The following is a 25,060-nucleotide window of genomic DNA, read 5'->3' on the forward strand; positions in this document are numbered from 1 at the left end:
AAACCAAAAATGCGATTCCACGGTTAAGATTAATCAAAGTGTTGATTCATAATAATCGTACTTTATTTTATTTATGCTTATTATAATATCCTAAAAATTCTATTAATGGGAATTTCAACACCTTGCTTTAAAACGACACTTTCATCAGTTAGTGCCCAAACTGTTGTTTCTACCATTTTTTTAGAGTTGCTGTCTTCGAAGTAAATTTGGATTTTTGAATGTTCTAAATTCCCTAAAGAAAGCGCACGTTCCAAATCATTTTTTCTTTGCTTGATTGCAACATCGTCTTCTAATACTTCAATATGAGGGAATTTTAAAGAATGGATGCTTTCTTTTTCGATGGTTTCAAAATCACTAGTCATAATTATTGGGGTTTTTATTAATCAGTAGTTTTAATTTATTGGCAATGCTATTTTAATAGGGTTTTAATTAGTAATACAAATATAAAATACATTTCCTTTCTCCATACATTGTTATTACTATTTTAACAAACGTCTTTTTAATAGTCACATAAATTCCTATTTTTGTACTCTAAAATTTATCTGATGCCAAATAAAAAATACAAAATAGCCGTAATCCAATTGAACCTTAACGATGTTGCCGAAAACAACTTGAAAAAATGTTTAAGCTGGGTTCGTGATGCGGCAAGTCAAGGTGCGGAAGTAATTTCGTTACCAGAATTATACAGCAGTCATTATTTCTGTCAAAGTGAAGATGTTGATAATTTTGCTTTAGCAGAACCATTGTATAGTACTTCATTTATTGCTTTTAGTGCTTTGGCAAAAGAGTTAGGTGTTGTAATCATTGTTCCTTTCTTCGAAAAAAGAATGGCTGGCATATACCACAATAGCGCTTACATCATTGACACAGACGGATCAGAAGCAGGATTGTATCGCAAAATGCATATTCCAGATGATCCTCATTTTTATGAAAAATTCTACTTTACGCCAGGTGATTTAGGTTTCAAAACAATTCCTACTAAAAAAGGAAAAATTGGAACACTAATTTGTTGGGATCAATGGTATCCAGAAGCCGCTCGTTTAACGGCGCTTCAAGGTGCTGAGGTTTTATTTTATCCTACCGCTATTGGATGGCATCCAGCCGAAAAAGACGAATATGGTGTCAACCAACACGGTGCTTGGATGAGCGTGATGAAAGGACATGCTGTTGCAAATGGCGTTTATGTAGCTGCTGCAAATAGAATCGGACTAGAACAATACTTGCCAGATACAGCAGGAATTCAATTTTGGGGATCTTCATTTATTGCCGGACCACAAGGAGAAATTTTGGCGCAAGCCTCACATGATAAAGAAGAAATCTTAATTGCCGAAGTAGATCTTGACTTACAAGAAAATGTACGTCAGAACTGGCCATTTTTTAGAGACAGACGCATTGACGCTTTTGGAGATATTACTAAAAGAGCAATCGACTAAATATGAATACTACAAATAATAGAAGATTTCCTGCAGAATGGGAAAATCAACAAGGCATATTACTTTGTTTTCCTCATAACGGAAAAGATTGGCCAGGAAAATACGAAGCCGTTCAATGGGCTTTTGTTGAATTCATTAAAAAAGTAGCTACTTATGAAACGGTTTTCTTAGTAGTCATAGATGAAAAGCTAAAAGACAAAGTGACCGAAATGCTAGAAATGGCAAGAGTAGACTTAAATAATATCTCTTTCATTATCCAAAAAACGAATAGAAGCTGGATGCGTGATTCTGGACCTATTGTTGTTTATAATGGCTATCAAAGAGAAGCATTGAATTTCAACTTTAACGGTTGGGCAAAATATAAAAACTACCAATTAGATAAACACGTTCCTGAAAGGGTAGCAAATTTTCTAGATATGCCACTTACGCAAGTGATGTACAAAGGAAAACCAGTTATCGTTGAAGGAGGTGCAATTGACAGTAATGGAAAAGGAACATTATTGACTTCAGAGGAATGCTTGATGCACCCTGATATTCAAGTTCGGAACCCTGGTTTTACTAAAGTCGATTACGAAGCTGTTTTCAAGGAATACCTTGGAATTACTAACGTGATTTGGCTTGGAGATGGTATTGAAGGCGATGACACTCATGGTCATATTGATGATTTATGTCGTTTTATTAACGAAGATACAATCGTGACCATTGTAGAAACAGATCAAAAAGATAATAACTACCGACCATTACAAGATAACTTGAAACGTTTGCAAAATGCTAAGCTTGAAAATGGAAAATCACCTGTTATTGTTGCTTTACCAATGCCTAAACGCATTGATTTTGAAGATTTAAGATTGCCTGCGAGTTACGCTAATTTCTTAATTTTGAACAAATGCGTTTTAGTTCCAACATTTAACGATGTTAACGATCGTAAAGCCTTAAATATTCTAGCGGAATGTTTCCCGGATAGAGAAATTATTGGGATTAGTGCTATAGATTTAATATGGGGGTTTGGAACTTTACATTGTTTAAGTCAACAAATTCCAACTTAAAATATCATTTGATTATTCTTATAATAAAAAACACCAGCAAGTTTGCTGGTGTTTTTTGTATGATAAAATTCGTAAGCTTCTATTTATCCTTTGTAAAAGGAATTTTTTGAGTTTCACTGATAATCATATCGAATCCTGTTTTATCTTCATTAAACTGGAATTTAAGACCTGCTCTTTTAGATTCAAATAAATCTTTACCAATAGGCTCTACAGAGAACTGAGGATAATTAGTAATTAACGCACTAAGAACCGAATTCTTTTCTGTAAAAGTAATTTTAATTGGTGCTTTTGTATTAGAGTATGTTCCTAAATAACCATCTAAAATAACATCTTTTTCAACAACTCCTGAACCTGATTTCCACATATTATTTCCTTCATTATTATCAGGAAAAACATGATCTGGATCCAAAGTGATGCTTTCGATTTCTTCAGTAGAATTATGTTTAAATGACCAAGTGGTATTTTTCTGCCAAACTTCTACAGGCAATTTTACTCTATCCACTTTACCACTTTTAGTTTTTATATCCAAAACGATTGGCATTGGCATTTTTTCAAAATTCTCCACTGTAATAACAACCCCTTGTTTTGGGTCATTTTTTACGTATTTAATAGAATTAATTCCTTGATCAAATTTCCAGTTATTCACAAACCAACCTCTCCAAAACCAACTTAAATCCTCACCAGCAACATTCTCCATTGTTCTAAAGAAATCATCTGGTGTAGGGTGTTTAAAAGCCCAACGTTCTACATAAGTACGGAACGCTAAATCAAATCGAGCTTCCCCTAATACCTGCTCTCTTAAAATAACTAAACCAGAGCTAGGTTTTGAATAACATAAAAGACCAATATTAGCCTCTTTCATATTATCAGGAGAACTCATAATTACTTCTAAATTAGAATCCGTATATCTATTGGCTAATTTATGCATATCAGAATCTTCCGTTTTATACTCTCCATTATTGAAATCAACAGAGCTCAATGAATTGATAAAAGTGTTAAACCCTTCATCCATCCATCCAAATAAACGTTCGTTTGAACCTACAATCATAGGAAACCAGTTGTGACCAAATTCATGATCAGTAACGCCCCATAAATCTTCTCCTTTTGATTCCCATCCACAAAAAACAATTCCTGGATATTCCATTCCTCCTTCATTTCCAGCAACGTTAGTTGCTACAGGATATGAATACTCGAACCATCTTTTAGAATAGTTTTCTATAGATCCTTTTACAAATTCAGTTGAACGACCATACGCATCATTTCCTGCGCTTTCAACAGGATAAGCAGATAATGCTAAAGATTTTTTACCGCTTGGTAAATTAATTTTGGCTCCATCTAAAATAAATGCTGCCGATGATGCCCAAGACATATCTCTAGCATTTTTTAATTTATAATGCCATGTTTTCGTTGCAGTTCCGGTAGCACTTGATGTTGTAGCAACTTCATCAGCAGTACGAATAAAAACGGTTTTATCGCTTTGCTTTGCTTGTGCTAATCTCGATTGCTCTGTAGCTGAATAAACTGCCGTTGGATTTACTAATTCCCCAGAACAAACTACAATATGATTTGCTGGAGCTGTAATATTTACATCAAAATCTCCATATTCCAAGTAAAACTCAGATGCGCCTAAATAAGGATTCGTATTCCATCCTCTTACATCATCATACACGCACATACGTGGATACCATTGTGCAATTGTAAAAATCTTACCATTTTTAGTTTCCAAAACGCCTGTTCTATCCGATCCTTCTTTAGGAGAGATATAAGAGAAATCTATTTTAATTTTTACTGACCCACCTTTTGCTTTTAATTCCTGCGGAAGAAAAATTTGCATTCTTGTATCCGTAATTAAAAACTTAGCTTCTACTTCTGTAACTTTTCCTTTTACAGCATTTACAATCGTTACTGATTTAATTTTATGACCACCATCAAAAACCTCACCTTGAGCTCCGTTACGACTTCCAGCAAGCGGCACAACTGAATTTCCACGTGAATCACCTTTAAATAAATTTTGATCCACATTCATCCACACAAAAGACATTTTGTCTGGACTATTATTTGTATAAGTAATAATATCTGTACCTACAATCTCGTTTTTGTTTTCATTCAATTTAGCAGTCAAAACATAATCTGCTCTATTTTGCCAATACTCAGCTCCTGGCTGACCACTAGCAGAACGGGTCGTTGTTCCATTTTTCGAATAAAAAAATGGTGCAAAAGCATCATGATAATTGTAATTTGAAATTGGAGCAGCTGATGTAGTTGCTGGAACTTGTTGTGCCGATAAGGACGAAATTCCAAATAATAAAGCCAATTGGAAGATGGCTTTGAACCGAATATTTTTCATGTTTTTGACTGTTTATAAAGCAAATTAATGAAAAAAAAGCTTATGAGTAAATTAAATTCAACGCTTTAATCAAAAATTATGAAAATTTTATTAAAATTACAATTAGCTTAAATCCTAGTTTAAAATAAAATTATAAAATATATTTACAGTAATTATTAAATCACGTAAAAAAGAAAATTTTGACTGTAACACTTCTTAATTCAAATTTAACTGCTAAAATTAATACTATTGGAGCTGAATTATTTTCACTAGTATCGAATGGGAAAGAATATATCTGGGAAGGAAATCCAGCATTCTGGGGTAAGCACTCCCCTGTTCTATTTCCAATTGTTGGAACATTAAAAAATAATACGTACACTTATAATACTATTTCATACCAACTATCACGTCATGGTTTTGCAAGAGATACTGAATTTAAATTAATAGATAAAAAAGAGAGTAGCGCTATTTTTTCTATACAATCTAATGAAGAAACATTAAAAGTATATCCATTTAATTTCGAACTTCAAATAATTTATACTTTAGAAGATAATAATTTACATATCCAATACAAAGTAATCAATAAAGGAAATGTACTAATGCCATTTTCAATAGGTGCGCACCCTGCTTTAGCCTTGCCAGGAGCATTTGAAAACTATAGTATGGAATTTGAAATTGAAGAACCATTAGTGTATAACTTATTGGAAAATGATTTGATTTCGAATAATACAAAAACACTTTCGACAATTGAAAATAAAGTGGCATTAAACTATCCACTATTCGAAAATGATGCCTTAATTTTCAAAACTTTAAAATCAAATTATTTGACCATTTTTGAACATCAAAAACCTTTGATACGAATGCACTATGAAGATTTTCCACATTTAGGAATTTGGACAAAAAACAATGCCCCTTTTCTTTGCATTGAGCCTTGGTTTGGGTATTCTGATTCTACTGAAAGTACAGGTAATATAATGGAAAAAGAGGGAATCCAAATTCTAGAGCCTAAAGCAATATTTAATTCCCAATTCAGCATCGAAATTCTTTAAATAAATACTATAAAACAATATGTTAACTATAAATTTCAATCCATTTCCAAATCTTGAAACAGAACGTTTAATTTTAAGACGAGTAGTAAAAAGTGATGTCAAAGAAATTTTTTACTTACGTTCTGATAAAGAAATAATGAAATACATCCCGAGACCTCTAGCAAAAACAAATGAAGATGCTTTAGAACATATAGCTACTATAGATGCAACCATTGATAAAAATGAAGGGATTAACTGGGCAATTACTTTAAAGAATAGCTCCAAGCTTATTGGAATTATTGGTCACTATAGAATCCAACCTCAAAATTATCGAGCTGAAGTGGGTTATATTTTACATCCTGATCATCATGGAAAAGGTTTTATTCCAGAAGCATTAAAAAAAATTTTAGAATATGGTTTTAACGAAATGAAACTACACACTATTGAAGCTGTAATTTATCCAAATAATGCTGCCTCTGAAAAAGTCCTCCTAAAAAGTGGTTTTAAGAAAGAAGCTCATTTTATAGAAAATCAATTTTATGAAGGTCGTTTTTTAGATACTGTCATCTATTCACTTTTAAATAAATCATAAGTAAATCAATTTTTAATTGTAATAAATATAGTAAATTGGTTACAATATTTTATTTTTGTACTTAAACTCAATGCCATTAATAATAATACACAATACATTTCATCTTATGAAAAGAATCTTTTTTTTTATAATTCTATTTTTTTCAATTCAATCTCAAAGTCAAACGTATATTAAAGCTAATGCATTGACCGCACTAATTGCTGTCCCAAATGTGGGTGTAGAAACAAGCATCGGTAAAAAATCAACACTGCAAATTGACGCATTAGCTTCATTCTGGAAGTCTATAAATGGTTTACCATATCAAATTTTTACTTTAACACCTGAATATCGGTATCATTTTAAAGAAAAATATAATGGATTTTATGCAGGAGCGAATGTAGGTGGCACTGTCTATAAATTATCAAAAGGAGTACATATGGGACTTGGACAATATGAAAAAGGTTTTGGGTATTTTATGGGAGCAACTGTAGGATATGAAACTAAAATTAATGATAAATTTATGTTAGATTTCTTTGTGGGAGGTGGTTGGCATCAAGGGTTCTATAAAGGATATTTTGCCGCAACTGGCGAACGATACGAAACTGCCCAACATTACAATAAGAGCGGAGAATGGCTTCCTTATAGAGGTGGCGTGATGATTTCTTATAAATTAAATTAATTTTGAAAATTTAGACTCATTTTTAACATACAATTCTTCCACTTGTTTTCGAGCCCAATCGGTTTTTCGTAAAAAAGTAAGACTCGATTTTATACTGGGGTTCTCATTAAAACATTTAATTTTAATTAATTCTCCCAAAGTATCAAATCCATAATGATTAACCAGTTTTTCTAAAATAGTTTTTAGAGTAATTCCGTGAAGCGGGTCTTTTGATTGTTGCTTTTCCATATTGCAAATTTATGCCAATTTTATAAAAAAAATTGCTGATTCATACATTTGTTGCTACATTTGTCATCCTATGCTAAAAACTATCAACATACTTAATAAAAGAGCTCGATTTGATTATGAAATAATCGAAAAATTCACTGCTGGAATTGTTTTGGCTGGTACTGAAATTAAATCAATACGTCTTGGAAAAGCAAATATTACCGAAAGTTTTTGTGAATTTAGTGGTACAGAGCTTTTTGCAATAAATACTTATATCGAAGAATATACTTTTGGAAACCAATTCAATCATAAAGCGAGAAGTGAACGCAAGCTTTTACTTAATAAGAGAGAGTTGAAAAGTTTGGCTAGATCTGTTCAAGCCAAAGGACTTACGATAGTTCCTTTAAAATTATTTACCAACGAAAAAGGAATAGCCAAACTTGAAATTGGTCTTTGTCGTGGTAAGAAAACATATGACAAAAGGGAATCTTTAAAAGAACAAGATACTAAACGTGATTTAGATCGTATTAAAAAGACATTCTAAAGATCTTTCTACATTTTAATACAATAAACAAATTTAAAAACTTTTTTTTTATTTTAAAAAAAATGACTAAATTTGTCAAGACAATTAAAAACATTTTCAGTTTATGAAGACCTTATTAAAAAACGGAAGAGAAAAAAAAGCACTAAAAACAAGAGAATTAGCGCAATTAATGGGTATTGACCAAGCTTTAATAAGTAAGTTTGAAAGTGGCGTACGCAAACCAACTAAAGAACAAATTATCAAATTGGCTTCTATTCTTGAAATTGATTATGAAACTTTGATGATTACTTGGTTAAAAGAAAAAATTATCTATGAAATTGGTGAAGAAACTTTTGCTCTTAAAGCATTAAAAGAAGCCGAAGACGAATTAAAATATATTAGAACAACAGTACCAAATCAAAAAATCTCAAAAGCGTTAGAAAAACTTTTAGATGAAATTGATGCTTTAAAGATTAAACTAGATAAATTTCGTCAATTTGATAGTTTTAGAATTGCACAAGCTCTAGAATTGGAATATACTTTTGAAAGTAATCGCATAGAAGGGAATACTCTTACGCTTCGCGAGACTGATTTAGTCATCAACGAAGGATTAACCATTTCTGGAAAAAGTATGCGCGAGCACCTTGAAGCCATTAATCATCAAGAGGCTATTGCTTACATTAAACAGTTAATGGAGAAAAACAACACTCTTAACGAGCGTGAGGTTTTATCAATTCATAATTTGATTCTGAGGGGAATTCAATCCGAAGACGCTGGTCGTTATAGAAAAGTTCAAGTAATGATTAAAGGAAGTACTTATATGCCTCCACAACCTTATATGGTAGCCAAAAACATGGAAGATTTCTATATTTGGTATGAGACTCACAAAAACAGCTTACATCCCATCCTCTTAGCTGCCGAAATGCACGAACGCTTAGTTACCATCCATCCTTTTATTGATGGAAATGGCAGAACTTCACGCTTGGTCATGAACTTAATTTTATTGCAACATGGTTACGTTATTGCCAATATTAAAGGAGATTATGAAAACCGTATGCACTATTATCAATCCCTAGAAACGGCACAAACCCAAAACAACAAAGAAGATTTTTTATTGTTTATTGCGCAAATAGAAAAAGAAAGTTTGGAGCGTTACATTGGTATCATAGCGCAATAAACTTTTTTGATAGCAATGCCGATATTTAGTATCGTTTCGCAAAGATTCACAAAGAGATAACAGAGAACTGTAAAAGAATAAAAAATCTGCGTGCAACCTCGAAGTATAATTTCAAAACGAAAACGGGAGTGTTTTAATTTTTATCTTCTAATAAAGGAACAAATCGAAACTCTCCCAATTCATGTTTCTCAAACTGAGTTTCATTTTTACGAATAAGCAAAGTCATAATTTGCACATCATCTCCCAAAGGAATAACCAATCTCCCTCCTATTTTTAATTGCGCCATTAATGGTTTTGGAATAAATGGTGCTCCAGCTGTAACAATAATACTGTCAAATGGAGCATAACTTGGTAATCCTTTATACCCATCGCCAAAAGAAAGATGCTTGGGACGAATACCTAACTTAGGCAACAAGGTTGATGTTTGCTTAAATAATTCATTTTGGCGCTCTACACTATATACTTTAGCGCCCATCAAATATAAAACAGCAGTTTGATACCCTGAACCAGTACCAATTTCTAAAACTTTATGATCTTTTTGAATTTCTAACAATTGCGATTGAAATGCAACGGTATAAGGTTGCGAAATAGTTTGCCCCGCACCTATAGGAAATGCCTTGTCTTGGTACGCATAATCTTCAAAGCTAGAATTCAAAAAAAGATGTCTCGGGATCTTTTTAATAGCATCCAAAACATTTTTATCTGTTATTCCTTTTTCTTGTAAAACACTTACTAATTGGTTTCGAAGTCCTTGATGTTTACCTGTATCTTTCAAACTTTATTAATTTTATTTTGGTAAAAATAGAAAAGAAATTCTAATTTCAATTGCCAATTTTTAATTTTTAAATAGGCAAATAATTGTGCCTCATCTCTAATGGATTAATCATTTTATTCCTATTTTTGTAGAAATTACAATCATTATGCTGAAAATTGGAGTATTGGGTGCTGGCCATCTAGGAAAAATACATTTGCGATTATTACAACAATCTGAAAAATATGAATTAGTTGGTTTTTATGATCCGAATCAAGAGAATGCTGAGAAAATTTCAAAAGAATTTGGGTACAAACATTTTAGTACAATTGCTACTCTTATTCATGCTGTAGATGTTATCGATATAGTTACGCCAACGCTTTCCCATTACAAATGTGCTAAAGTAGCCATCAAATCTGGTAAACACGTTTTTATAGAAAAACCAATTTCAAACACACTCGAAGAAGCAGAAGAAATCATAGCTCTTGCAAATGAATTCAATGTAAAAGGGCAAGTGGGACACGTAGAGCGTTTTAATCCTGCATTCATTGCTACCAAGAACATGATTGAAAATCCTATGTTTATTGAAACACACCGTTTAGCTGAGTTTAATCCTCGCGGTACAGATGTACCTGTAGTTTTAGATTTAATGATTCATGATATTGATGTGATTTTAAGCGTAGTGAAATCCAAAGTAAAAAACGTGAGTGCCAGTGGAGTTTCTGTAATTAGTGACACGCCTGATATTGCTAATGCCCGAATCGAATTTGAAAATGGTTGCGTAGCTAATTTAACTGCTAGCAGAATTTCAATGAAAAACATGCGTAAAACACGTTTCTTTCAAAAAGACGCTTACATTTCTGTTGACTTTCTAGAGAAAAAATGTGAGGTGGTAAAAATGAAAGATGCGCCAGAAATCCCTGGAGATTTTGACATGATTTTGCAAAATGCCGAAGGCGTTAAAAAACAAATTTATTTCTCTAATCCTGAGGTAGAGCAAAACAATGCTATTCTTGAAGAATTAGAAACTTTTGCCGATGCAATTAATAACAATACTACTCCTATTGTAACTTTAGAACAAGCAACAGAAGCATTGAGAGTCGCTTATCAAATAATTGATTGTTTTAAAAAATAAAACAGACTTTCTGATTTAAAAGTTAAACGAGAAAACTTTAAAATTTAAACAAAAATAAATGAAAATAATAGCAGTAATTGGAGCAGGAACAATGGGTAACGGAATAGCCCACACTTTTGCTCAAAGTGGTTTTACAGTAAAATTAATTGATGTTTCTGAAAAATCATTAGATAAAGGAATGGCAACTATAGCTGGAAATCTGGACAGAATGATTGCAAAAGGAACCATCACTCAAGAAGATAAAGCAAAAACAATCACCAATATTATTACTTATACAGACATTAAAGACGGTGTTGTAGGAGTTGACTTAGTTATTGAAGCTGCTACTGAAAATGTAGCATTGAAATTAGATATTTTCAAGCAATTAAACGAAGCTTGTTCACACAATACTATTTTAGCAACAAATACTTCGTCGATTTCAATAACTCAAATTGGTGCTGTAGTTACGCATCCTGAAAGAGTTATTGGTATGCATTTTATGAATCCAGTGCCTATTATGAAATTGGTTGAAATCATTCGTGGCTATAACACAAGTGATGAGGTGACTAAAATTATTATGGCACTTTCTGAGAAATTAGGAAAAACGCCAGTTGAAGTTAATGATTACCCCGGTTTTGTTGCTAATAGAATTTTGATGCCTATGATTAATGAGGCCATCGAAACTTTATATAATAAAGTAGCGGGTGTTTATGAAATTGACACTGTAATGAAATTAGGTATGGGACACCCAATGGGACCATTACAATTGGCCGATTTTATTGGTCTAGACGTATGTCTTGCCATATTAAATGTGATGTATGACGGTTATAAAAACCCAAAATATGCTCCTTGTCCTTTATTAGTTAATATGGTTCGTGCAGGAAAACTAGGAGTGAAATCTGGAGAAGGTTTTTACGACTATAGTGAAAGTAAAAAAGCAGAAAAAGTTTCTAAACAATTTATATAATATTTTTGTTTTCATTCGCAGTTTTTTCATTGAATTCTGCGAATGAAAACCTATAATCCCACTAAAGCTCTTTATTCAAATTTCCAGAAGCTATTGATTCTAAAAAAGTAAAACATACTTTTATAATGAATTTCATGGTTTAGTTTTAAGATACTAAATCAGTAGCACTAAAAATTCGTAATACAGATCAGACATTACAAGGAATGATTTAATTCACCTTAGAAAAAGTTTGAACAACAAAAAAATAAAAATGGATATAGCAGCCAATTTACAATCTATACAATCTACTTTACCTCAAAACGTAACTCTTGTTGCTGTTTCAAAAACAAAACCCATTCCAGATTTAATGGAAGCTTATAATGCAGGTCAACGCATTTTTGGCGAAAATAAAATCCAAGAAATGGCTGAAAAATGGGAACAAATGCCCAAAGACATTCAATGGCACATGATTGGTCACGTGCAAACGAATAAAGTCAAATATATGGCATCATTTGTGAGCTTAATTCACGGAGTAGATAGTTTGAAATTATTACAAGAAATAAACAAACAGGCCTTAAAAAACAATCGCGTTATTGATTGCTTATTGCAAATGCATATTGCAGAAGAAGAAACTAAATTTGGCCTAGACGAAGAAGAGTTAGCTACGCTCCTATCCTCAAATGATTTTCTAGAAATGAAAAATATTCGAATAGTTGGATTAATGGGAATGGCTACTTTTACGGATAATCAAAACCAAATTAAAAAAGAATTCATACATTTAAATTCTATTTTCAAGGGATTACAATCTCAAAAAGATACATTACCACACATTTCAATATTATCCATGGGAATGTCGGGAGATTATAAGTTGGCTATTGAATGCGGTAGCACGATGGTTCGCATTGGAAGTAGTATATTTGGAGGAAGATAATAGTTACGAACTAGTTACTATTTATTCTAGCTGTTTTTCAATTTTAAACCTCAAACTTTAAACAAACAAATTTGTACGCAATATTAGACATAGAAACTACCGGAGGACAATTCAATGAAGAAGGGATTACAGAAATTGCTATCTACAAATATGATGGTCATGAAATTGTGGATCAATTTATTAGTTTAGTCAATCCTGAAATTCCAATTCAACCCTTTGTTGTGAAATTGACAGGAATTAATAATGCGATGTTGACAGGTGCTCCTAAATTTTTTGAAGTAGCCAAACGTATAATTGAAATGACCAATGACTGTGTTCTTGTAGCACACAATGCCGACTTTGATTATCGTATTTTACGCACTGAATTTCGACGTTTAGGATATGACTTCAATCAACGTACACTTTGCACAGTTGAGTTATCAAAAAAACTACTACCAGAGCAACCTTCACACAGTTTAGGAAAGTTAGTCCGTGCCTTGGGAATTCCTATGGCTGATAGACACAGAGCAAGTGGAGACGCTATGGCAACTGTCAAATTATTCAAAATGCTCTTGGATAAAGACATTGAAAAAGCAATTGTCAGAGATCTAATCAAGACTGAAATCCAAAAAGGGATCGCGCCAAAACTACAAGATATTATAGAAAGTTTACCTTCAAGAGTAGGTACTTACTATATTCATAATGAAGCTGGTAAAATAATTTTTATTGGTAAAAGCAGAAACATTAAAAAAAGGGTCAATCAGCATTTTACGGGTATTACTACTAGTGCAAAAAAAATACAAAAAGAAGTTTTCACGGTAACCTTTGAAGAAACGGGATCAGAATTAATCTCTTTTTTGAAGGAAATCGAAGAAATTAAAATAAACAAACCAGTTTACAATAGAATGGCAAGAAAAAGCAATTTTTCATGGGCTATATATTCGGAGAAAGATGCCAATGGATATTTAAATTTAAAACTTCAAAAAGCAGATGGGAGAAAAAAAGAAATCATAGCTTACCCCAATGCGCTTGAAGGAAAAAATGCTTTATATAGAATTTCAACCGAATTCAATTTATGTCAGAAATTCACTGGATTGTATCAAACCAAAAATCATTGTTTTCAACATACCATTAACGAATGTGATGGCGCTTGTATTGGAAAAATTACACCCTCAGAATACAATCTCCGGGTTCAAGCTTTCATAGACAAAAATGGATTTGAAAACACCAACATGATTATTATTGATAAAGGAAGAAAAATCAGTGAGCGCTCAGCTGTTTTAGTTGAGAATGGCATTTTAAAAGGGTACGCTTTTTATGATTTAAACTATCAAATAACAAATGTTGAGATCTTAAAAAACATTATAACCCCTATGGATAGCAATCGAGATACCCGCAATGCCATCCAAGGGTATATTCGAAAAAACAAAGGTTTTAAGATTATCAAATTCTAGCAAAAAAACCAAATTTTATTTCCTGTAAATGCGTAAAGTCAAATCTAAATATGATCTTTTTAAACAAAAAACGCATATCATTATTTATGGTACAAGCACAAAAGCAGGGCGTTTATTTGATTTAATTCTGTTAGGACTTATATTACTAAGTGTCCTTTTAGTAATGATGGAAACGGTTGCTGCATTTGATTTGCAATACCATACAGAACTTGTTTTTCTAGAATGGCTAATCACGGTATTTTTCACGATGGAGTATCTTTTGCGCATCTTAACAATAGATAAATCTTGGAAATATATTTTTAGTTTTTATGGCATCATCGATTTACTCGCCATTTTGCCCATGTATTTATCGATTTTCTTCATTGGGACTAGCATTTTTAGTGTCGTTCGTTCGTTGCGATTACTTCGATTATTCAAAATACTAAATCATCCACAATTTACCAGTCAATCTACACAATTGAGGCAAGCCATCAATGCCAGTCGCGGTAAAATTGTTGTTTTTATTTATTTTGTACTCATAATTACTATCATTATAGGCTCCATCATGTACGTAGTCGAAGGCAAACAAAGTGGTTTTACTAGTATTCCAGCAGGAATTTACTGGACTATTGTAACACTAACTACCGTAGGTTATGGAGACATTTCCCCTGTAACCCCATTAGGACAATTTATTGCCTCCTTTGTAATGATTTTGGGATATGGCATAATAGCAGTACCCACAGGAATTGTTACCGCAGAAATTGCCAAAAATGTCCAAAAACCAGCAGTTAATACAAAAATTCCCTGTAAAACTTGTGGTAAAAATGATTATCCAGATAAAGCTAATTTTTGTCACCGCTGTGGACAACCACTTTAAATAATAATAATAATAATAATAATAATAATAATAGGAAGCTTCTTCCAGCTATTCATTGCAACTCCTCCGTTTGCAATTGTATTTCTAAGCAGTAAAAGGAGCTTCAAAAGGCGCTCTTTTACGTCAAGAAATACTAACTTGCAATCGTCCGGGGTTTTCATTTCTATCTGGGCTAAAAATAAATATGAAATACCTACTTACCATCATCGGACCTACGGCTATTGGCAAAACAGCGTTGAGTATTCACCTAGCTAATCATTTTAACTGTGAAATTATTTCCTGTGACAGCCGACAGTTTTTTAAAGAAATGACTATTGGAACTGCTGTTCCAAGCAAAACTGAATTGGCTGCCGCAAAACATCATTTTATTCAAAATAAATCAATATTTGAGTCTTATACTGTTGGTGATTTCGAGAAAGAAGCTATTGCTAAAATTGATGAATTATTCTTAACTAATGATTATGTAGTTCTTGTGGGAGGTTCTGGTTTGTATGTCAATGCAGTTCTAAAAGGATTTGATGAATTTCCAGAAATAGATTCCTCAATTCGAGAATCAGTAAATGCAACTTATGAAAAATTAGGGATTGGGTATTTGCAAGAACAACTCCAAAAATTAGATCCTACTTATTTTAAAACCCTAACAACCGAAAATCCACAAACCCTACAAAACCCACAACGCATGATGCGTTTTGTAGAAGTATGTATTGGTTCCGGAAAACCGTATTCTTCTTTTTTAAATCAGAAACAAAATAGTCGCAACTTCAATCCTATTCTTATAGGACTTGAAGCTGATAGAAGCATCATGTACAATCGCATCAATCAACGAGTGGACATCATGATGAAAGAAGGGCTATTAAAAGAAGCTAAAACAGTATATCCTAACAAAGAGCTCAATGCATTACAAACTGTAGGATATAGAGAATTATTCAGTTATTTTGACGGGGAGTTTACACTAGAATTTGCCACCGAAGAAATCAAGAAAAACACTAGACGCTTCTCTAAACGCCAACTCACTTGGTTTAAAAGAGACGAGAATACAAAATGGTTTAATTACGAAACTCCATACCAAACTATCTTTAATTATATAGAATCGATAATTCATAATTCATAATTCATAATTATTTATATGCCAATAAGTCCAAATTTCACTTCAATACTAAGCAAGGATTGGGAAATCAATTTTACACAATGCATGCCTAACGGCTACTTAAAATACACTGATTTGTGTAATCTTTTACAACTAACTGCTGCTGCACATTCGGATATGGGTGGGATTAGTTTTTCAGATATGCAGGAATTTAATCAAGCCTGGGTTTTGAGTAGAATGCGCGTTGAAATCACTGCATTGCCAAAATGGGGAGATCTTGTGACTGTAAAAACTTGGATCAACACATTAGAGAATTCTCGCTCAGTTCGTGCATTAGAAATGCATCTCAATGGTAAAAAAATCATTGGTACTGAAACTTTTTGGGCCGTTTTTAATACCGAAAAACGTCGTCCAGAAGGACTAGCTTTACCTTACGAACACTTTGAATTGTATCCAGAAAAGAAAGCAACTGTAGCACCTTTTTCTAAAATAAGCATTAGCCCCGAAAAAGAAGAGTTATTTGAAAAAACAGTCTTTTTATCTGATTTGGATATTGTAAATCACGTCAATAATGTGAAGTACTTAGAATGGTGCCTTGATTTAGTAGATGAAAAAACAATCTTAAATCAAGAAATCAAAAGTTTTGAAATGAATTTCATGAAAGAACTCTCTTTAAAGGACCAAGTGGTTATTCATGAAAATGTATCCGAAGAATCAGTTGTATTTAGCATTACTAAAGAGGAAAAAAACTGTTTTGCATTACAACTTAACTTGAAATAGATACCATTCCCTAACCCTGACTGAAACAAAAAGCATTTTGAAATAAAAAAATGAATTTCCTACCTAAAAAAAGCGACCAGCGGAAGCTCTTTTTTAGGTATTGGAAATTGTTTCTTTTATGATAAATGGTGTAGTGTAAGACAGGAATAGTTTCAAAAAAAAAAGCTCCGATTTCTCGAAGCCTTATTTTAATTTATGCTGTTTTGTTCTTAACAACCAATCTAAACCCTTCTCCGTGAATATTTAGGATTTCAACATCCTCATCTAGTTTAAGATACTTTCTTAATTTAGCGATGTAAACGTCCATACTTCTTGAAGTAAAATAGTTGTCATCTCTCCATATTTTAGTTAAGGCCAATTCTCTTGGCATTAAATCATTTTCATGAAGGATTAACATTTTTAATAATTCATTCTCTTTTGGAGACAATTTAATTGGTTCTTCTCCATTAAAAGTTAAGAATCTCAATTTTGAATTTAGGTGAAATTTTCCAACATTAAATTCAAACTGAACTTGTTCTGCTTTCACATCTGAAGACTTTCTTTGAATAATTGCTTTGATTTTCATAAGTAAAACTTCTGAATCAAAAGGCTTGTTCAAATAATCATCAGCACCAGCTTTGTATCCTTTTAAGACATCCTCTTTCATTGATTTTGCTGTCAAAAAGATAATAGGCACTTCGCTATTTTTCTCTCTAATTTCCTTAGCCAAAGTATACCCATCTTTATAAGGCATCATGACATCAAGAATGCATAAATCGTAAGTATCTTTTTTGAATTTTTCAAATCCTTCCATCCCGTTTTTAGCTAAAACGACATCAAAATCATTTAACATTAAATAATCTTTAAGTACAGCACCAAAATTTAGGTCGTCTTCTACTAAAAGAATTTTTTTATTTATATTTTCCATATTTTAATTTATTAGTGGTATTTTTATTATGAAGGAACTCCCTTTTCCCTTTTCACTTTCAACGTATACTTGACCATTATGGTCTTCAACTATTCTTTTTACATACGCTAAACCTAATCCATGTCCTTTAACATTATGAAGGTCTCCTGTATGCTCTCTATAAAATTTTTCAAAAACTCTTTTCTGAGCAACTTTACTCATTCCTAATCCTTTATCTTTTACCTTTATAAGAATCATGTCTTTTACATTTTCAGTATAAACATCAATTTCAGGTATATCTGGTGAGTACTTAATGGCATTTTCTAATACATTTACAATTACATTAGTAAAATGAACCTCGTTTATTAAAACGGTAGTTCTTGCAGCATCAAAATGACAATTAATTGTACCTTCTCTGTCTTCTAATATTAAATTAACATGCTCAATAGCATCATTTATAACTTCCTCAACATCGCTTGATTCTTTTTCGATATCAAGTTCTTTTTTCTCTAATTTTGAAATCCTCAATACATTTTCTACCTGAGCATGCATTCGCTTATTCTCGTCACGAATCATTTGCAAATATTTCAAAACCTTCTCTTTATCATCAATTATCTTTGGATTTTTAATGGCATCCAAAGCCAAATTGATTGTCGCAATAGGAGTCTTAAATTCATGCGTCATGTTATTTATGAAATCTGTTTTGATTTCTGAAATTTGACGTTGGCGGATCAATTGGTTCAATGCACTTGAATAGGCCACCAAAATAATCAATGTGAAAACGATTGACAATACTGTAATTCGTATCAGTTCAGACAACAAGAATTTTTTCTTGTGTGGAAACGTAACTAATAACTTATATTTTTCATTTCCTTCATTATCCGCGAAAACAGGAATAGAATACGTTGCCTCTTTATCATATTTAAAATCATCAGATTTTATTTTAGTAGCTAAACCATTACTATATATTCCAAATTCAAATTTTGTTTTAACCCCATATTCTTCCAATTCTTTTTTGATTAATTTCTGAAGAGTTTCTTTAGAAATCCTTTCTTGAAGAGGCATTGCAGAGGCAATATCTTTAAAGAAAATTTCAAATTGAGCATTATCTAAAACATCTAAATTTCCTGATTTTTCAATTTTTACATCTGGAGTAAGACTTTGAGATAAATTTGATTTATCAATGGTATTGTTGTTATAAACCTCAGTAACACGTTTAGAATTAAAATTCTTAAAACGTTCTGCACCTGAACCAAATTTCTTTTCAAAGAACGAAGGAGATATGTTATAATCTTCCGAAATAATACTATTAGAATAAACAATAGTTTTATTTGTTAAAGGATTCTTTTGAACATAATAAAACTCTAGTAAATCATTCTTTTGAGGAATTTTTCCAGTACTATCTTTATAATGATTGTATTTATCATAAAAACTATATGCTTCTTGTTTTTGAAGTTTATCAGCAACATTAGCAATAACTTGTGTTACGTGAAATTTAAACTGTTCATCGTTATTTTTAAACGAAGAATTAAACCAATACACTTGAACGAGAATTATTCCTATTAAGGATAAGCTCATTAACAAAACAAGTAATCTAAAAAATAATTTATTCATCGGAACAAAATTAACATTTTAACAGTATGAATGATAATATATTAACCAAACATTAACATCTAGGACTCCTTTTGTTTTATCCTTAAAATTTTAAGAATATTGTCAATTTCGTTTTTTGAAATATCTAAATTAATATTTTCAATTATATAATCACTTTTCGAAATACGTTGTGCATCAGTCCATTGCGAATTTATTCTTTTTAAAACAAGATCTCGGGTTGTATTATCTCGTTGTAAAACTCTTTCAATCCTTAATTCAATAGGTGCTGTAACCGTAATTATTATATCAAAATCTTTATAATTACCGCTTTCAAATAAAATAGCCGATTCATACATTACAAAAGGAAATGCATCGTTTTTCAAAAGCCAAGCTTTAAAATCCTCTTTTACAGCTGGATGAACAATACTATTGAGCACTTTCAATTTATCAGAATCATTAAACACAATTTCAGCCAGCTTTTCTCTATTTAAAGTAGTCCCTTCAAAGATGGTCTCGCCAAATTCTTTTTTAATAGCATGAACGATTTTTGAAGATTGCATTACTTTTTTTGCCTCATCATCTGCAATATAAACGGGAATTCCTCTTTTTATGAAAAGTTTTGCAATAGTAGTTTTACCGCTCCCAATACCACCCGTTAAGCCAATAATTTTTGCCATAATTAAACTTTAAAAAATAATTCTGGAAAAGCAATTTGAGGTTTTTGCTTTAAAACGATAACTTTAATATAGGATTCTATAAATCCCAAACCATAACCGTAAAATTGTTTCCAAACAGCAACTATCGATAAATAACCAATTTTGACACTTTTATTTTGATAAGCTGAAACAATAAATAGAATTAGAAAATAAACAAAATACAATTTCAACAAATAATCATACGTAAATATCAATAAGAAAACGGCCAATCCAAATCCAATTATAAATACAGAAGGAAAGAAAAAGGTAAGCTTATTGTATTTTGGATACCAACTATTCAATATAGGTCTCGCTTTACCAAATTTATTTACTTGAATGGAAAACTTCTCCCAATCAATCCTTCTCTTATGATATACATACGCATTTGGAAATAGTTTGGTTTCAAAACCAAGATTCCACAATCGGATAGATAAGTCGGGATCTTCACCTGGATGAATGTTTCCAAAGCCTTTAGACGCTTCAAAAGCTTTGCGAGACAAACCCATATTAAAACTCCTAGGTTGGAATTTATCGATTTTTTCAGAACCACCACGTATTCCTCCTGTTGTTAAAAAGGAAGTCATGGCAAAATTAATTGCTTTTTGTATATCCGAAAAACTATCTAAAGCTTTATCAGGACCTCCGAAACAATCCACATAATTTTCTTTTAAAGCTTTATCAACTTCATTCAAATACTGCTTTGGAATAATACAATCTGAATCGAATATGATAAAATAATCTCCTTTGGCTTTGAGCATTCCAAAGTTCCTTGAATCTCCAGGGCCTGAATTTTCTTTATAATAATAGGAAATAGATAATTTAGCTGAATATTTTTGAAGAACATCATCACATTTTAAATACGATCCATCTTCAACAAGCACAATTTCAAAATCTTCTTTATAATCTGTTTGTGACAAACTTTCTAAAAGTTCATCAACTTCATCCGGTCGATTATAAACGGGAATAATTAAAGAAAACAACATATATAGCTATGTGGTATTAGTTAAAATAAATTGGATAAATAAGGGAGCAAAGATATACTTTTAAAGTATATCAATAAAAAAACCATCACGAATTAAGCAATGGTTTTAACAAACATTTTATTATGAATTGACTTATTATTCAAACATTTCCATGACTTCCTGACTCACTCCCATAGTAGAGAATCCACCATCATGAAGCAAGTTTTGAAGTGTAACCATTTTGGTTAAATCGGAGAACATGGATACGGTATAATTAGCACAATCCAGCGCCGTTGCATTACCAAGAGGAGACATTTTATCCGCAAATGAAATAAAACCACCAAAACCTTTAACTCCCTGTCCCGCTTTTGTAGCTGTTGGCGATTGTGAAATTGTATTCACTCTTACCTTTTTATCTCTACCAAAGAAATAGCCAAAACTACGGGCAATTGATTCTAAATATGCTTTATTGTCTGCCATGTCATTATAATCTGGAAAAACACGTTGTGCCGCCATATAAGACAATGCAACAATACTTCCCCACTCATTCATAGCATCTTTTTTATACAAAACTTGCATTACTTTATGAAACGAAACAGCAGATACATTCCATCCTTTTTCGGTGTAATCGTAATTCTGATTCGTGTAATGATTTCCTTTTCGGACGTTGACAGACATCCCTATAGAATGCAAAACAAAATCAATTTTTCCTCCAAGAATTTCGATAGCTTGATCTACTAAATTTTCTAAATCAGGTACTGAAGTAGCATCTGCAGCTATGACTTTAGAACCCGTTTTTAAAGCTAATTCATCAATTGACCCCATACGCATTGCCGCTGGAGCATTTGACAAAATAAAAATACCGCCTTCTTCATGAACTCGTTCAGCTGTTTTCCATGCTATTGAATTTTCATCTAAGGCTCCAAATATAATTCCTCTTTTCCCTTTTAGTAAATTGTACATTTATTATACTTTTTTAGTTAAAAAAACACCTTAATTTCTAAAGGAATGATCCAATATGAAATTAAGGTGTTATTAAAAATTTATTACTGTAAATGAATATTATCCAATACTTTCGACACCAACCATTTCATTTGTATCTGCTTTGTAATCTACTCCTTCAAATCCAAATCCGAATAGGTTATGAAAGTCACTTCTGTATCCTTCTAAATCTCCTAATTCTGCTAAATTTTCAGTTGTAGCTTCTTGCCATAATTTGGCTATTTTAGCTTGTACATCAGCACGCATCTCTAAATCATCGATACGAATTCTTCCTTTTTCATCAGTAGGAACTGCTGCACCTGTATACAATCTATCTTGGTACAAACGTTGTATTTGCTCAATGCATCCTTCATGAATTCCTTCTTCTTTCATTATTTTATACAATAATGAAATGTACAATGGAATAACTGGAATAGCTGAACTTGCTTGCGTAACCAAAGCCTTGTTTACTGATACATACGCTTTACCATTAATATCCGCAAGACTATCTGTAATAGTAAAAGCAGTAGCTTCTAGATGATCTTTAGCACGACCAATTGTTCCTTTTCTATAAACCGCTTCAGTCAATGATGGTCCAATATAAGAATAAGCAACTGTTGTAGCTCCAGGAGCTAATAAATTCTCTGCTTTTAAAGCATCAATCCACATAGCCCAATCTTCACCACCCATTACTTTAACGGTATTCTCAATATCATCACCGCTACAAGGCTCGATAGATATTTCAGAAACTTTACCGGAGTGAAAATCAACTGTTTTATTTGTAAAAGTACTTCCTATAGGTTTCAAAACAGAACGGTGCAAGATTCCTGTTTTAGGATCCAAACGAACTGGAGAAGCCAAACTATAAATTACTAAATCAATTTGTCCTAAGTCCGCTTTAATTAAGTCTAATGTTTGTTTTTTTACTTCATCTGAAAAAGCATCTCCATTGATACTTTTTGCATATAATCCCGCTTTATGCGCTTCTTTTTCAAAAGCTGCAGAATTATACCAACCCGGAGAAGCTGTTTTACCTTCGCTAGGTGGTTTTTCAAAAAACACACCAATAGTTGAAGCATTCGATCCAAAAGCACTTGTTATTCTAGATGCCAAACCAAAACCAGTTGAAGCTCCAATAATCAAAACTTTTTTAGCACCATCAATAATGCCTTTTGATTTCACATATTCGATTTGATTTTTAACATTTTGCTCGCATCCTTCTGGGTGAGATGTCAAACAAATAAATCCTCTCATTCTTGGTTCTATGATCATTTTTATACTTTTTATTCGTTGATTTATAATTTTAATTACTTCGGTTTTCTTTACGTAGGCTTTTCAAAGCAGAACAAATATAATCCAAAAATCTAGTTCAGCAAGGCTTTTGCATGATTTAGAGCCGAATCAGAAACAACAGTTCCTGATAACATTTGGGCTATTTCAACAATACGTTCTTCATCTGATAAGAGTTTCAACTCTGATTGTGTGTCCTCCCCGATAGTTGATTTAAACACTTTAAAATGTGCATTCCCTTTGGCAGCTATTTGTGGTAGATGTGTGATAGCAAAGATTTGCATTCCGCTACTCATTTCTTTCATTATCTCTCCCATTTTAATAGCAATCTCACCGGAAACACCTGTATCAATTTCATCAAAAATTAAAGTAGGCAATTTTGAATATTGTGCTAATATCGCTTTAACAGCAAGCATTATTCTAGACATTTCACCACCAGAAGCCACTTTCTTTAATATTCCAAAGTCGGTTCCTTTATTAGCCGAAAACAAAAATTGAAGTTCCTCTTTTCCATTAGCTAGGTAAGAGTCTGATTCAACTAACTGAATATCAAAACGAACATTAGGCATCCCTAGAGTTTCTAAAATAGTAATCATTTTTTGAGACAAAACTGGAATAGCTTGATGTCTTTTATCATGAATACTTTTTGCAATTAAATCTAAGGCGATTATTTTCTCTCCAATTGCAATCGAAATACCTTTAATTTCTTCGTCTAAATTACCTAATTCTAAAACAGACTGCTCTAAATTAGCTTGAATTTCTACTAATTCATCGACTGAGGTAACTTGATGCTTTTTTTGCAAATTGTAAATAAGTTGCAATTTTTGTCCAATCGCATCCATTTTTTCTGGATCATTGATTAATTTTTCTGAGCAACGATTTAACTCATTCGAAATATCATCAAACTCAATTGTCAAACTTACTATTCGTTCAGATAACGCGCTATAATCTGTTGAAAATGAAGCTATTTTTTGTAATGAACTTTTAATTTCTTTTAGATTATTCAAAACACCAATTTGTTCATCGTTTCCAATAGCTAAAGAGCGATCAATAGATTCTTTTATTATTTCGACATTATTTAATTTTTCAAAATCAGACTCTAAAACCTCTTGTTCACCTGATACTAATTTAGCTTCAAGGAGTTCGTTCAGTAAAAAGGTATTGTATTCTTGCTCTTTTATTGACTCCCCTTGTTTTTTAATTAGGGAATTAAGTTTAGATTTATCTTGTTTATACGATTTTAAAAGAGACTGATATTTTAAAATATTATCCTGATTGTTTGCAATTGCATCAATTATTTCAAATTGAACATTTTCATCAGAGAGTTCTCTTGTTTGTTGTTGTGAATGAATATCAATCAAAAACAAACCCAAGTCTTGTAATTCTTGAAGATTTACAGGACTGTCATTAATAAATGCTCTTGATTTACCTGAAGGAAGAATTTCACGCCTAATTATAGTATCGTCTTCGTAATCTAAATCGTTTTCTTTAAAAAAAGGAGCTAAATTATATTTAGAGATTTCAAAATGAGCTTCGATAATACACTTTTCCTCTTTGTTTTTTAAAGAAGAGAGATCCGCTCTTTTCCCTAATACCAATCCTAATGCGCCTAATATTATCGATTTACCAGCACCTGTTTCTCCTGTAATTATTGAAAATCCTTTAGAAAAATCGATCGTTAATTTTTCTATTAGGGCATAGTTTTTTATCGATAGTGCAGTAATCATTTAGCTGTTTTTAGGGTAATTATGAGTGTAATATTCTT

The 25,060-nt window shown here is 32.0% G+C and carries 25 protein-coding genes; 14 read left to right on the plus strand and 11 right to left on the minus strand.

The annotated features are described in order from the left end of the window. Positions 1-80 precede the first annotated feature (80 nt). Positions 81-362: a hypothetical protein gene (locus tag AB3G34_RS06790; protein ID WP_367753311.1), complete on the minus strand. Its 282-nt coding sequence runs from the start codon at positions 360-362 to the stop codon at positions 81-83. 183 nt (positions 363-545) lie between these two features. On the opposite strand from AB3G34_RS06790, the gene AB3G34_RS06795 reads away from it, so the two are divergent. Beyond that, on the plus strand, positions 546-1,433 hold the full coding sequence (locus AB3G34_RS06795; RefSeq protein WP_367770160.1) for a carbon-nitrogen hydrolase: 888 nt from the start codon (positions 546-548) through the stop codon (positions 1,431-1,433). A 2-nt stretch (positions 1,434-1,435) separates the two neighbouring features. Then, on the plus strand, positions 1,436-2,479 hold the full coding sequence (locus tag AB3G34_RS06800; protein ID WP_369753876.1) for an agmatine/peptidylarginine deiminase: 1,044 nt from the start codon (positions 1,436-1,438) through the stop codon (positions 2,477-2,479). Positions 2,480-2,558: 79 nt separating this feature from the next. Here AB3G34_RS06800 and AB3G34_RS06805 read toward each other — a convergent pair whose 3' ends face one another. Next, positions 2,559-4,826 (minus strand): M1 family metallopeptidase, encoded by a 2,268-nt coding sequence (locus tag AB3G34_RS06805; RefSeq protein ID WP_369753877.1) that lies wholly within the window; start codon positions 4,824-4,826, stop codon positions 2,559-2,561. 179 nt (positions 4,827-5,005) lie between these two features. Between AB3G34_RS06805 and AB3G34_RS06810 the strand changes: the two genes are divergently transcribed. The 3 genes from AB3G34_RS06810 (at position 5,006) to AB3G34_RS06820 (ending at position 7,083) form a co-directional block, all read left to right on the plus strand. Continuing rightward, positions 5,006-5,854, plus strand: coding sequence for an aldose 1-epimerase family protein (locus tag AB3G34_RS06810; RefSeq protein WP_369753878.1), 849 nt, complete (start codon positions 5,006-5,008; stop codon positions 5,852-5,854). Between the two features lie 19 nt (positions 5,855-5,873). Next, entirely contained in the window at positions 5,874-6,425 is a 552-nt protein-coding gene (locus AB3G34_RS06815; protein ID WP_369753879.1) for a GNAT family N-acetyltransferase, read from the plus strand. A 106-nt stretch (positions 6,426-6,531) separates the two neighbouring features. Beyond that, positions 6,532-7,083 carry a DUF3575 domain-containing protein gene (locus AB3G34_RS06820; RefSeq protein WP_367770168.1) on the plus strand — a complete coding sequence of 184 codons (552 nt, stop codon included), beginning with the start codon at positions 6,532-6,534 and terminating at the stop codon, positions 7,081-7,083. Here the strand turns inward: AB3G34_RS06820 and AB3G34_RS06825 are convergent. Further along, positions 7,075-7,311, minus strand: a complete 237-nt coding sequence (locus AB3G34_RS06825) for a VF530 family DNA-binding protein (protein ID WP_367770171.1) — start codon at positions 7,309-7,311, stop codon at positions 7,075-7,077. The two genes, AB3G34_RS06820 and AB3G34_RS06825, sit on opposite strands and share 9 nt — an antisense overlap. A gap of 70 nt (positions 7,312-7,381) precedes the next feature. On the opposite strand from AB3G34_RS06825, the gene smpB reads away from it, so the two are divergent. Together smpB and AB3G34_RS06835 are read left to right on the plus strand one after the other, a co-directional pair. Next, the gene (gene smpB, locus AB3G34_RS06830) at positions 7,382-7,834 is read left to right on the plus strand and encodes an SsrA-binding protein SmpB (protein ID WP_369753880.1); all 453 of its coding nucleotides are present in this window, start codon (positions 7,382-7,384) and stop codon (positions 7,832-7,834) included. A 103-nt stretch (positions 7,835-7,937) separates the two neighbouring features. Continuing rightward, the gene (locus tag AB3G34_RS06835) at positions 7,938-8,990 is read left to right on the plus strand and encodes a Fic family protein (RefSeq protein WP_369753881.1); all 1,053 of its coding nucleotides are present in this window, start codon (positions 7,938-7,940) and stop codon (positions 8,988-8,990) included. Positions 8,991-9,123: 133 nt separating this feature from the next. Here the strand turns inward: AB3G34_RS06835 and AB3G34_RS06840 are convergent, their stop codons facing one another. Next, positions 9,124-9,765, minus strand: a complete 642-nt coding sequence (locus AB3G34_RS06840; protein WP_367753329.1) for a protein-L-isoaspartate(D-aspartate) O-methyltransferase — start codon at positions 9,763-9,765, stop codon at positions 9,124-9,126. A gap of 145 nt (positions 9,766-9,910) precedes the next feature. Here AB3G34_RS06840 and AB3G34_RS06845 point away from each other — a divergent pair, with 145 nt between their 5' ends. From AB3G34_RS06845 to AB3G34_RS06875, 7 genes are all read left to right on the plus strand, one after another. Further along, on the plus strand, positions 9,911-10,876 hold the full coding sequence (locus AB3G34_RS06845; RefSeq protein ID WP_367753331.1) for a Gfo/Idh/MocA family protein: 966 nt from the start codon (positions 9,911-9,913) through the stop codon (positions 10,874-10,876). Between the two features lie 58 nt (positions 10,877-10,934). After that, positions 10,935-11,822, plus strand: coding sequence for a 3-hydroxyacyl-CoA dehydrogenase family protein (locus AB3G34_RS06850; RefSeq protein WP_369753882.1), 888 nt, complete (start codon positions 10,935-10,937; stop codon positions 11,820-11,822). 250 nt (positions 11,823-12,072) lie between these two features. Next, positions 12,073-12,732 carry a YggS family pyridoxal phosphate-dependent enzyme gene (locus AB3G34_RS06855; RefSeq protein WP_367753335.1) on the plus strand — a complete coding sequence of 220 codons (660 nt, stop codon included), beginning with the start codon at positions 12,073-12,075 and terminating at the stop codon, positions 12,730-12,732. Between the two features lie 71 nt (positions 12,733-12,803). After that, positions 12,804-14,165, plus strand: a complete 1,362-nt coding sequence (locus AB3G34_RS06860) for an exonuclease domain-containing protein (RefSeq protein ID WP_367770183.1) — start codon at positions 12,804-12,806, stop codon at positions 14,163-14,165. A 28-nt stretch (positions 14,166-14,193) separates the two neighbouring features. Then, positions 14,194-15,021 (plus strand): ion transporter, encoded by an 828-nt coding sequence (locus AB3G34_RS06865; protein WP_367770186.1) that lies wholly within the window; start codon positions 14,194-14,196, stop codon positions 15,019-15,021. 184 nt (positions 15,022-15,205) lie between these two features. Further along, positions 15,206-16,132, plus strand: a complete 927-nt coding sequence (miaA, locus tag AB3G34_RS06870) for a tRNA (adenosine(37)-N6)-dimethylallyltransferase MiaA (RefSeq protein WP_369753883.1) — start codon at positions 15,206-15,208, stop codon at positions 16,130-16,132. A gap of 15 nt (positions 16,133-16,147) precedes the next feature. Then, complete coding sequence (locus AB3G34_RS06875; protein WP_367770191.1) at positions 16,148-16,888, plus strand: acyl-[acyl-carrier-protein] thioesterase; 741 nt, start codon at positions 16,148-16,150, stop codon at positions 16,886-16,888. Positions 16,889-17,081: 193 nt separating this feature from the next. Here the strand turns inward: AB3G34_RS06875 and AB3G34_RS06880 are convergent, their stop codons facing one another. From AB3G34_RS06880 to recN, 7 genes are all read right to left on the minus strand, one after another. Continuing rightward, complete coding sequence (locus AB3G34_RS06880; protein ID WP_367770194.1) at positions 17,082-17,795, minus strand: response regulator transcription factor; 714 nt, start codon at positions 17,793-17,795, stop codon at positions 17,082-17,084. 3 nt (positions 17,796-17,798) lie between these two features. After that, positions 17,799-19,388: a sensor histidine kinase gene (locus AB3G34_RS06885; RefSeq protein WP_369753884.1), complete on the minus strand. Its 1,590-nt coding sequence runs from the start codon at positions 19,386-19,388 to the stop codon at positions 17,799-17,801. A 59-nt stretch (positions 19,389-19,447) separates the two neighbouring features. Further along, a complete protein-coding gene (gene coaE / locus AB3G34_RS06890) occupies positions 19,448-20,044 on the minus strand; it encodes a dephospho-CoA kinase (RefSeq protein ID WP_367770197.1) in 597 nt (198 codons plus the stop codon). A gap of 2 nt (positions 20,045-20,046) precedes the next feature. Further along, on the minus strand, positions 20,047-21,045 hold the full coding sequence (locus AB3G34_RS06895) for a glycosyltransferase family 2 protein (protein WP_369753885.1): 999 nt from the start codon (positions 21,043-21,045) through the stop codon (positions 20,047-20,049). 135 nt (positions 21,046-21,180) lie between these two features. Next, on the minus strand, positions 21,181-21,987 hold the full coding sequence (locus AB3G34_RS06900) for an enoyl-ACP reductase (protein ID WP_367770202.1): 807 nt from the start codon (positions 21,985-21,987) through the stop codon (positions 21,181-21,183). Positions 21,988-22,086: 99 nt separating this feature from the next. Next, the gene (gene fabV / locus AB3G34_RS06905) at positions 22,087-23,277 is read right to left on the minus strand and encodes an enoyl-ACP reductase FabV (RefSeq protein WP_369753886.1); all 1,191 of its coding nucleotides are present in this window, start codon (positions 23,275-23,277) and stop codon (positions 22,087-22,089) included. 92 nt (positions 23,278-23,369) lie between these two features. Further along, positions 23,370-25,022 carry a DNA repair protein RecN gene (gene recN / locus AB3G34_RS06910; protein ID WP_369753887.1) on the minus strand — a complete coding sequence of 551 codons (1,653 nt, stop codon included), beginning with the start codon at positions 25,020-25,022 and terminating at the stop codon, positions 23,370-23,372. Positions 25,023-25,060: the final 38 nt, after the last annotated feature.

This window comes from Flavobacterium sp. WC2409 (assembly GCF_041200085.1).
Classification (GTDB): Bacteria; Bacteroidota; Bacteroidia; order Flavobacteriales; family Flavobacteriaceae; genus Flavobacterium.

Coding starts and splice junctions, on each gene's coding strand:
- AB3G34_RS06865 (WP_367770186.1), top strand. CDS start 14,194: ATGCGTAAAGTCAAATCTAAATATGATCTTTTTAAACAAAAAACGCAT.
- AB3G34_RS06835 (WP_369753881.1), top strand. CDS start 7,938: ATGAAGACCTTATTAAAAAACGGAAGAGAAAAAAAAGCACTAAAAACA.
- AB3G34_RS06880 (WP_367770194.1), bottom strand. CDS start 17,795: ATGGAAAATATAAATAAAAAAATTCTTTTAGTAGAAGACGACCTAAAT.
- recN (WP_369753887.1), bottom strand. CDS start 25,022: ATGATTACTGCACTATCGATAAAAAACTATGCCCTAATAGAAAAATTA.
- AB3G34_RS06900 (WP_367770202.1), bottom strand. CDS start 21,987: ATGTACAATTTACTAAAAGGGAAAAGAGGAATTATATTTGGAGCCTTA.
- AB3G34_RS06805 (WP_369753877.1), bottom strand. CDS start 4,826: ATGAAAAATATTCGGTTCAAAGCCATCTTCCAATTGGCTTTATTATTT.
- AB3G34_RS06820 (WP_367770168.1), top strand. CDS start 6,532: ATGAAAAGAATCTTTTTTTTTATAATTCTATTTTTTTCAATTCAATCT.
- AB3G34_RS06795 (WP_367770160.1), top strand. CDS start 546: ATGCCAAATAAAAAATACAAAATAGCCGTAATCCAATTGAACCTTAAC.
- AB3G34_RS06850 (WP_369753882.1), top strand. CDS start 10,935: ATGAAAATAATAGCAGTAATTGGAGCAGGAACAATGGGTAACGGAATA.
- AB3G34_RS06855 (WP_367753335.1), top strand. CDS start 12,073: ATGGATATAGCAGCCAATTTACAATCTATACAATCTACTTTACCTCAA.
- AB3G34_RS06845 (WP_367753331.1), top strand. CDS start 9,911: ATGCTGAAAATTGGAGTATTGGGTGCTGGCCATCTAGGAAAAATACAT.
- fabV (WP_369753886.1), bottom strand. CDS start 23,277: ATGATCATAGAACCAAGAATGAGAGGATTTATTTGTTTGACATCTCAC.
- coaE (WP_367770197.1), bottom strand. CDS start 20,044: ATGGCAAAAATTATTGGCTTAACGGGTGGTATTGGGAGCGGTAAAACT.
- AB3G34_RS06790 (WP_367753311.1), bottom strand. CDS start 362: ATGACTAGTGATTTTGAAACCATCGAAAAAGAAAGCATCCATTCTTTA.
- AB3G34_RS06800 (WP_369753876.1), top strand. CDS start 1,436: ATGAATACTACAAATAATAGAAGATTTCCTGCAGAATGGGAAAATCAA.
- AB3G34_RS06885 (WP_369753884.1), bottom strand. CDS start 19,388: ATGAATAAATTATTTTTTAGATTACTTGTTTTGTTAATGAGCTTATCC.
- AB3G34_RS06875 (WP_367770191.1), top strand. CDS start 16,148: ATGCCAATAAGTCCAAATTTCACTTCAATACTAAGCAAGGATTGGGAA.
- AB3G34_RS06825 (WP_367770171.1), bottom strand. CDS start 7,311: ATGGAAAAGCAACAATCAAAAGACCCGCTTCACGGAATTACTCTAAAA.
- AB3G34_RS06895 (WP_369753885.1), bottom strand. CDS start 21,045: ATGTTGTTTTCTTTAATTATTCCCGTTTATAATCGACCGGATGAAGTT.
- smpB (WP_369753880.1), top strand. CDS start 7,382: ATGCTAAAAACTATCAACATACTTAATAAAAGAGCTCGATTTGATTAT.
- miaA (WP_369753883.1), top strand. CDS start 15,206: ATGAAATACCTACTTACCATCATCGGACCTACGGCTATTGGCAAAACA.
- AB3G34_RS06815 (WP_369753879.1), top strand. CDS start 5,874: ATGTTAACTATAAATTTCAATCCATTTCCAAATCTTGAAACAGAACGT.